At 30.6% G+C, this 9,195-nt stretch carries 9 protein-coding genes; all 9 read right to left on the bottom strand.

Going from position 1 to position 9,195, the window contains the following annotated elements:
• A partial coding sequence (locus tag RT269_RS04890; RefSeq protein ID WP_313180911.1) for a hypothetical protein occupies nt 1-253 on the bottom strand: 253 nt, incomplete at its 3' end.
• A gap of 636 nt (nt 254-889) precedes the next feature.
• The gene (locus RT269_RS04885) at nt 890-1,075 is read right to left on the bottom strand and encodes a hypothetical protein (RefSeq protein ID WP_313180909.1); all 186 of its coding nucleotides are present in this window, start codon (nt 1,073-1,075) and stop codon (nt 890-892) included.
• A 253-nt stretch (nt 1,076-1,328) separates the two neighbouring features.
• Nucleotides 1,329-2,150: an AbiH family protein gene (locus RT269_RS04880; protein WP_313180908.1), complete on the bottom strand. Its 822-nt coding sequence runs from the start codon at nt 2,148-2,150 to the stop codon at nt 1,329-1,331.
• Nucleotides 2,151-2,237: 87 nt separating this feature from the next.
• Nucleotides 2,238-3,458, bottom strand: coding sequence for a hypothetical protein (locus RT269_RS04875; protein WP_313180906.1), 1,221 nt, complete (start codon nt 3,456-3,458; stop codon nt 2,238-2,240).
• A 405-nt stretch (nt 3,459-3,863) separates the two neighbouring features.
• Entirely contained in the window at nt 3,864-4,703 is an 840-nt protein-coding gene (locus tag RT269_RS04870; protein WP_313180904.1) for a hypothetical protein, read from the bottom strand.
• 42 nt (nt 4,704-4,745) lie between these two features.
• Nucleotides 4,746-5,339, bottom strand: coding sequence for a DUF6037 family protein (locus tag RT269_RS04865; protein WP_313180902.1), 594 nt, complete (start codon nt 5,337-5,339; stop codon nt 4,746-4,748).
• The gene (locus RT269_RS04860) at nt 5,340-5,672 is read right to left on the bottom strand and encodes a DUF6429 family protein (protein WP_313180900.1); all 333 of its coding nucleotides are present in this window, start codon (nt 5,670-5,672) and stop codon (nt 5,340-5,342) included. It abuts the gene before it with no gap.
• Nucleotides 5,673-6,178: 506 nt separating this feature from the next.
• Nucleotides 6,179-7,804 (bottom strand): Cthe_2314 family HEPN domain-containing protein, encoded by a 1,626-nt coding sequence (locus tag RT269_RS04855; protein ID WP_313180898.1) that lies wholly within the window; start codon nt 7,802-7,804, stop codon nt 6,179-6,181.
• Nucleotides 7,805-8,062: 258 nt separating this feature from the next.
• On the bottom strand, nt 8,063-9,193 hold the full coding sequence (locus RT269_RS04850) for an MBL fold metallo-hydrolase (protein ID WP_313180896.1): 1,131 nt from the start codon (nt 9,191-9,193) through the stop codon (nt 8,063-8,065).
• Nucleotides 9,194-9,195: the final 2 nt, after the last annotated feature.

Here is a 9,195-nt window from a genome sequence, read left to right as displayed (position 1 = left end):
TTGATAAAAAAACCTTTTTTGAGTCTAATTCCCTTATAGCTGACACTACTTCACCTATTGAGATTTTATGAAGATTCTCTACAATTTTTACCTTTTTTTCAATTTCAATATCATCAAAATTTTCATTCCATAAATATCCTAATATTAAAAAAAGTATATATTCCAATCTCTCTCTTAAAAGTGTTTGCCTTTCTACCGTTTTCTTCTCACTTACCTCTATTAGTCTATTTAACTTAGTTAGTACAAAATCCATTTTTTCCCTCCTATAATATACTCTTGGATAAATCACATAATGACTATTCAAATGCCCCAATGTGTCCTTGAATATTTCCTATTTTGGTTATTTTAAGATCGATATTTCTTGGTTAATCTTTCAAATAGTAGAAAAATGTCTATTATAATTTGTATAATCTTTACCTCAAGTGATAAGTATTATATGTTATTCCTTCTTTTTCATGGGGGAGCACACCCGATATCCTGCGCCCCCGAAAAAGATTACCTCTATTAATTTAACTCCATAGCCAACTTGACCTTATAACTGTGGTTACAGATATCATTCTCTTCCACATAATTTTTTAACCGAAAAATGATTTCGGTATCATCTTGAGGGCTACATCTAAAATATAGGCTTCTACATCAGTATTTTTTTCTCCCAAATCCACGACATCTTGTGGTTAAACCCTACTTTTTGCTTTCCATTCCACAACGCTGCATCAGAATCACGCACTCAACGTTCCTGTGGTAGAAGTTTTATACTACATGGCAGAAATAAACTGATGGATTTTTAGGCGGGGTAATATTTTTACCCCACTTGGTACAGTTTACTTCTGCTAAAGCTTTCAATAACGTAACGTCAATTGCTAAACCTTACAAACTGGAATTTGATTAATTACTTTTCTTTATATTCATTGTCCTTTTTCCTACTCACCTCCTTCACACCAAGAATCAAAAACATTAAAGCGAAAAAAATATAGGAAATCTCCATAAGTATATCACTATTTGTAAAATTCATTATTGCAGCAATTAAGCATATTATTGCTAAAACTATATTTACTACCGATGCTACTTTTTTCATATTTACTTTCCTCATAAATTCATAGTTATCTTTCAGCCACAAAATTAATCTATACCTTCTGATATTTCTCAATATCTTGAAGTTCAACAATTTGATCCTGTATACTCCAACAAGAAGCATTTACAAAATGAAACTCATTCCAATCATTTGCAGACAGTTGCAGTATGTTTTCAGCTACTTCTTTATTTCTAATCTTATCTCCATCACAAAAATAAGAAAAGCTCCAATTTGCATCAGGATAACAATTTTTTATCTACTTTAAATAAGGTATATCTACATCTCCCATTGACATTCCATAAACTCTTACAAGATCTATGCTCTTTCGTATTCTGGAATAAAAATATTTGCACTCACCCATACAGACTTCAACATCTTTTCTAAGTCTTTGTATATATCTTAAGAGGCATTTATATTCATTTTCCTCATTTTTGCTTTTCTGAGTATAATCATAATCTTCTTCACACATTGCTATCTTTTTTTTCAGTTCAATAATCCTATTATCATTTCCATGACCTACTATCAGATTATCAACTCCATCAAAACATTCGCCATGAACATAACAGATATTTTCATCTGAAATTTTATAAACTTCTTGAAGTGTATGTGTATAATTGATATTCAAGAAATAGTCATCCTTTGTAAAATATAGCCTTGAAGAATTATTTCTTATATTTTTTCGGATTAGTGTATAATTCTCATCTCTATCAAGCGTAGAGTTTACCCATTGGATAAATGCCGTCTTCAGTCTTTCTGCAACAATATCATCTTCCATATCAATATCTATAGGATCATCATTCTCCAAATACAAATCATCTGGGTATGTATCTAAAATAAAATTTTCATCAACAGCCCCCAAATGTTTCTCAAATTCTCTCCAAAAGATATCTTCTACAACCAAATCATATTCAAAATCCGGATATGTTCTATGTATTTTACGAAAAAATAATCCATACATATTTCCTATAGTTTCATATAAATCCGGTTGTTCCTTTATCAAATAACATCCAAAATAATAGTAACTACTAGGTAATCCATGATATAAATCAAATCCATTTCCAATAATATTAAGATTCAAGTTATCCCCCCCTATTTTCTGACCCCTTACCAATTTCTTATTATTTCTCTCTTTTAAATAATTTTCACTCTGGGGTAAAGTAATCTGCTATTCTTCGGAAAAATTATTATCTAACTTCTCAATCAAATTATTTTTTATTATATAACTTTCTATAGTTCGAAGATTCGGAACCACATTAAAGCCATTATTTCCTATTTTTGTTACTCTACCAAAAAAATATTGACTCAAAGCTGATTCTTTACAGTCTCTATCTCTGAAATAGCTTTTAAGATTCCAATCCTCAGAGATAGATCTGTCAAAATATAATTCACAATTAGTGATTACCGCATTCGCCGCCTGTCTTTTAGTAACATGTCCTTCTTGAAAATACTTCGCTGCTTTAGCAATATTACTATATATAATGCCATATATCTGACTAACAGAATAATATTCTAAACAGTGTTCAAATATGTATAGCGTTTTTTTACCTGGTGAAAAATCAAACTTTATTCTATCCATAGAAATCAAAAAGTATTCTAATACTTCTTCTAAAGCAATTTTTTTCCACATATTTATACATTCATTCAAATTCACTTCATATTTTCCAGAGAGAGCAACTGAGATCACTTCTTGATATTCTTCTTCACATATGTTGATTCTATAAGAAGCTCTCCTAAAATCAAAAATTTTTCCTGCTGCATCGAAAAAATCTATATCAGATCCTATTTCAACTAAAATCACTTCACTTTCATACAATTGCTGTAGAATCTCTCTTTCCATTGATTCCGAAGGAGCTAATTTCAATTTTTTATTATATAAAGATTCAATTTTTTTCAAATCTTCTGACAATGCACATTTGATTAATGCTCCAAGAAATATTTTGTTCGTAGTGGATAAATCATCCCACCTTTTATGATTTATATTTTTACAGTTATAATTTTCATAAATTAACTCTCTTTTTTTTATAATCCTCTGCTCCATTTCAATTCTGGCTTGTTCCGCCTTAACATGACGCAGATTCTCACATTTAGAACAATTACAAAAATCTTTCAATACATGTCCACATATAAGACAAAATTTTTCTGGTCTATTCCATGAATAACTTGACTTTGATTGTCTTGCCTCATATAAATTAATATTACAATATTGACAAAATTCATCTTCACATTTTCTAGGCGGAAAAACAGTATACAATTTAGATGGTGAAACATCAATTGCATATTCTTTAATCAGATCTTTCGCTTTGCCATCTCCATAATATTTGTTTATCAATTCATCAATCTGTTGTTCATCTAAATGTGCAATTTTATCATTCACTTTATCTTTCAACTGTATCACCTTTCAATATGCCATTGGTTTTCTTATTTTTATTTTCATAGGCTAATCTAATTTTTGTTTTAAACATATAATCTATCTTCTCTTATATAAAATTTCTTACTCCCTTTAGCATAGAGCCGCGCCATCCGTAATCAATTTAAATTTATCGCAGCGCAAAGTCCATAATCCCTTTGCATATTAATCATACCTCTTAAGTTTTTTTCCATGGACTACCCATCAATTCAAAAAACTCACGTTCATTTCATAATCCTTTTATTTACAGGGCTTTCCGCTACAGCAATACAACGGTCTCCACTTTATACTACATGGCGAAAGGAAATCGTAAAATTTGAGGTGTGGAATAATGATTTACCCAATCTAGGTGTTACCCCTTCTCCTGCTTATTATCTATATATTTTATTTAATCTGTAATAATAGCGGTAATAACGCAATTCCTACATCAACTCCCTTATCAGAAATCCATTTAATAATACCTTTTGCATTTTCCCACTTCTTTGATTTTCGATCTGAAGACTTAACAATTCCTTCCAATTCATTTATTTTACTTAAAATTTCTTCTATTTCCGTGTCCGGTAATGCTGACATATGTTCAATCTCTTTTCTAACATCGCCAAATGAAATACTAATATCAATTTTATTCTCATTTGTATTAGTTATTTGCACCATTGGCATCGTGCTATGAGGGATCGCTTCTTTCAATGAAGGATACCGCAAAGCCTTAAAAGACAACAATTTATTATATATTTGCTTAAGATTGTGAAATAACGCTTCTCCTGACACATCATCATAAAATGCACAGTTTTGAACATACTCATATAATCCATCACTAAGTTTAGGTACATAAGGATGATATCTTGCTGTTACATCTTTATATAATTGCAGTTTTGCTATTTCAGGTGTATCCTTATTATCATAATCAGAAATTGCCTTTTTCAAAGATGCCAAATCTTCTTCGTACATAGCTTTGAAACCAAATAATGGGTCTTTTTCTTTATCTGTTGCAATAATCATTTCCAATTTTTCTTTGATTGCGTTTAGTTCCGGTCTGTAATTGAACTCCCCGCCTCCAGTGCATGCCTTTCCAGACTTTGGTATATCCTTTTCAAAGCCTTCAAATATACCATCATATTTTGCAATTAGTGCTTGATATAAACGATATGTACCATTATTTGAACCCTGAGCCTCCTCACATCGCTTTATATCGTTTCTCATTATTTCTAATAATTCTGCAGTCACTATATTTCCTCCCATAATAAACTAAAAGTAGGTTTGATGCTATTAGATTACAATTATCTCACTTAATCTCTTTAATTCTTCATCATCATCACGATCCGTCCAACAGGAACTAATATTTTTTTTTCTGCTCATTTCTGCCTTTTCATCCCCAAAAGCACTCCTCGTCTTCTCATAATTTTTTTCACTTACGCTTTGTCCAATAGCATTTCTTCTCCATCCACAAAAATATATTTTTTCCTCTTCTTCAATTTTTCTTCTTTTGGAAACTACTTTTAATGTTTCTTTATAGTCTGGACGCACTTTGAATTCTTTCGGAATTTTTTTATTTAATGCTTCAAAAAAATCAAATGGTAGGAACTTATGTTTCGGATCATATTTTATTTCAAGATACTCTATTAACATTTTGTAATCTTCAATAAAACTCTCGACTTTATAACCCTTTTCGATTTCAAATTCAAAAACTTTTGGAACAGCACCCAGTGTTGTCAAGTATAGACGATACGGAATTATATCTGTCAAAAAAATACAACTAAAGCTCTTTCCATTATATTCAAACGGAAATGTTGCTCGTTCCTCTTTCTTTACCTGCATATCTCTATGCAGAACTTTTAAACCCGTAAATTCAAACATTTTCATCTAATCATCTCTCTTCCAATCTTCTATCCCGTATTTTTCAAGCAGCGCTTTCGCCTGTTCCATTCCTTCAACATAAATATGCACGTATTTGGACCGATGACTCCCCTGATTAATCATGCCCTCTTCTTCCAGTTCATCCAAAACCTTAAACGGATATCCTTTCCATGCGTTATTATCTAATACAGAAAACCTATCCTTCTCACTGAATCTTGTCAGATACATCAATGCCAGTGTCAATTCTTTTACTGCATCCTTTGCTGGAGTTTTTTCCATTCCCATCCCTTCTTTCTCTTTTGCGGAAAAGTATCCTTTTGCCAAAATATATACTGCCATTTTCCAAATTCCTTACCCTGGGGTAAAATCAGTTCCCTCATAGTTACTCCGCAGAAACAAAAACACACATGCATTTTTTCTCTAAATCGGCTGAAACCTTTGATTTACTGAGCCTTCCTCTCCAGCAAACAAACGGTCTCCACGTTCCTTGTTGCTGTAATTCGGATGACCATCGAACCCATTCCCCCCTTGGCGTCAGGTTATACTTTTAATAATTCTGACACTCATCTTTTCTTTTTCACAAATCACCTATGCTAATTATAACATGGCAACTGTTATTTATTAGTGTATATTTTGATAAATATACGTTCTGCCAATAATATAGTAAGAGCTAAATTTTACGGTGAAGATATAAGTATTCCCATCCATGTTAGAAGGACCAGCTATGCGAGTATTTTACTCGTCATTCTTGATAAATTCATTGCTACATACTTTCTGAATCTCATCATTCCATGGAACCAGAAGTTCCAGCATCTCAACATATAAAAAATCAGATTACCACGCAGCTATCTAATGTCCAAAATACTATCTAATAAATCCCCTAAATATTCTAGGTTATAGCATATTGCAACCAACAGATACCCCTCATATTTTTCCATAACATTTGTATAGATAGCACCTTTTCTAATTATATGAGTAATTTCATTCCTGTAATTATCTAGAAATTGATAGAAAGGATTTCTTTGAATCATTTGGCACGTTTTCATAATTTTATGATTTATTGGTTGATCCCTTAAGAAATCATTGAAATAAATTTCTTTTCCAGTATATTCAGGTAAATATTTTTCTATTAAAAAATGCGCAATTTTATCATAACTAGAAATGGTCCGAACTGCGGATAAGTAAATTAAATATTGCTTGTCCATCATATCAGTAACTATTTCTAAATCATATTTCATAAACTCATATTTTATATTAGTTTCAAAAAAAAGTGCATAATTACAACCTTTAATTATCTCAAAAAGTCGAAATACTATGTCTCCAATTATAATTCCATCCCGTCTATTTATATAAAATAAACGTTTTTCATTTCTTTTATATTCATTTTTCAAAATAACTGAAATATCAACAAGTTCAGATATTGCTAAATGATTAATTTGTCCTGTGGATTTTATTATGGCAATTGCGTTGGAATCCAAAGTTATATCAATATAGCTTATTAAATGCTTAATAACTTCCTCCAATAATTCAAATTCTGTATTTATTACTTTTAAAACATCAGCAAGATTCTCTTGAATCATTTGTTTGTCCACAAAAAACCTATCCTGATTTACATTTACCCTTTGGGTTATAACTTTTGTGAGATTTGCGGATTGGTTATGAGAAGATTCTTCACGATAACGCTTTAATTCTTCATACCCCTTTTGAGACTTTATTTCTTGAAATTTTTTCTTTAACTCCGAATTTCTGTATGAATCATTTTTTTTCAACATCTTTTCTATATAATATCTTGTATTATCTTTAGCATTTTTTTGAAATTGAATTTTAAACATAAGTCCAATGCAAATATAAAATCGTTCTATACTCTCATAAAAATGCTGAGCTAAATTAAAATAATAATACGCTGGAGAAAACATTAGATTTCTTTCATCATCATACAGAGCCATTTGATAAGCTAAATCCATTAACGTAAAATCTTTCGATATCCAATTCATAATTACATGGATATCTTCCACTATATTAAAGAGATAATCATAATCTTCAAGCATACGGTCTTTAGTATCTTTATAGGGATGTTTCTTAAAAAAATAAATTGTACAGTCATCTAACAAATCATTTATTCTCGCTGATTTTTTTACTATCAGTTTCATTTTCTCAATTTGTCCCTTTGTATACATACTTGATTTTATATTTCCACAAACGGATCCTATTTCAGTTCTCTTATTTTCTTGAAATTTGATATCAATATCGGCTGTAGTATAATAGCCTTCCCAATCTGAACTTTTTACTTCATACATTAATTTTTCTGGTATTTCATTACATCGCTCACAAATACCTCGATTTCTTCTTATCCACAAAGTGTTTTGATAACATATTGGACAGCGATATCTTCTTCTATGGTTTATTCCATCGCGTATATTTTTTGCATCACACATTATTATATTTTTTATAGTGTAATTAAAAGATATCACACCTATATTCCTTTCTCTTTAGTAACTACCATCTCCTTATAATTCAATACAAAAAGGGGATTTAACTTTCATTTAAAAATGCTATATGGGCTCTTATTCCCAACCAAAAACGGACACTGGGAGATATAGCCGGCCTCCTGATAAACGAACCATTCTCCATACCTTTACAGTCCTATATATTTTTTTGTATAGTAAACATTAATTCATTTCAATCAATAATCAGAACTTGCGAATCTATCTATTTATTTTATTTAGAATCTAGTTCATGATATAATATGTTATCTCCGTTTTACTATCTTCACTAACTATACTGAGCTCTTTGCCATTAAAAAGTATTTCTTTTATCACACCGAAATCTGGATGTCCATATGTATTTTTCTTTCCTGCACATAAGAAGAACTCAAAGTTTTCTTTTGCGATATCTTTAAAAAAATTTTTCGTGGAGCCATGATGCGGAACTTGCATGAACTGAATACTATCCCAAATACTTTTATAATTTTTTTTCAGCCACCCCCATCTTATTCCATCCGAAATGTTAATATCTCCAGTATAAAGGCAACCTGATTTTACTAAACCTCTCCACATTTTAATATCCATACCCCGCATTTTACATATTCTGTAATCTTCACCTCTAGCCCCTGAAAAAATAACCATTGAACTTTCATTTAAATACTTCTTACCAAAAACATTTTTATAAACATTAATTATTTTATATTTGGTACGTTTATCTTCCATAATACATTTTATTTCATCATACGATGAAGGCATTTTACCTAAAGCTTTAATAATCTCCCCCTCCAGAAGAGGATAATAAAAGCTTTGTCTATAGTTATATGGAACATATCTCCATTGATAAAAGTTTATGATAATACTACATCCAGAAGAAATTTTAGAAGGAATATCATCTATATTAATTTCTTGTTCAGAATATTCTTCAACAACTGGAATAATCTGTGGAGCCCCATCTATATTGATTCTATCTCTTCGATTATCTCCTGCACTTTCTATAATCCGTGCAAGAAGCATTTCTTCTTCTGAGTTAATATTATTTTTTAAACAGTATATTATTAATTCAAACAAATGAATTATAATTTCATTTTGCTTTAGATAAGGAACCACCATCTTATCAACCTTACATTTTTGAAGTAAATATGGCAATCCATTTATATGATCACTATGAAAATGTGAAATGAATACTAAGTCAATTTTTGAATCATCTTCAAATCTGCTGTCTATTGCTTTCTGTAATAACTTAAGGCTGGTTGTTGACCCACAATCATAAACAACTTTTATACCATTACAAAACTGTTCTGTATAAAAAGCCCCCTGCCCAATAGCGTTTATCGTACGCTCCATAAACATATTATCATTCCTCCCGCTTTCTTTCACTT

The organism is Lacrimispora sp. (genome assembly GCF_032078915.1).
Lineage (GTDB): Bacteria > Bacillota > Clostridia > Lachnospirales > Lachnospiraceae > Lacrimispora.
This window is presented reverse-complemented; position numbering and strand designations above follow the sequence as displayed.

What these genes read in the sequence shown, in the direction of transcription:
- RT269_RS04860 (WP_313180900.1), bottom strand. Translation starts at nt 5,672, where the DNA reads ATGGCAGTATATATTTTGGCAAAAGGATACTTTTCCGCAAAAGAGAAA.
- RT269_RS04885 (WP_313180909.1), bottom strand. Translation starts at nt 1,075, where the DNA reads ATGAAAAAAGTAGCATCGGTAGTAAATATAGTTTTAGCAATAATATGC.
- RT269_RS04865 (WP_313180902.1), bottom strand. Translation starts at nt 5,339, where the DNA reads ATGAAAATGTTTGAATTTACGGGTTTAAAAGTTCTGCATAGAGATATG.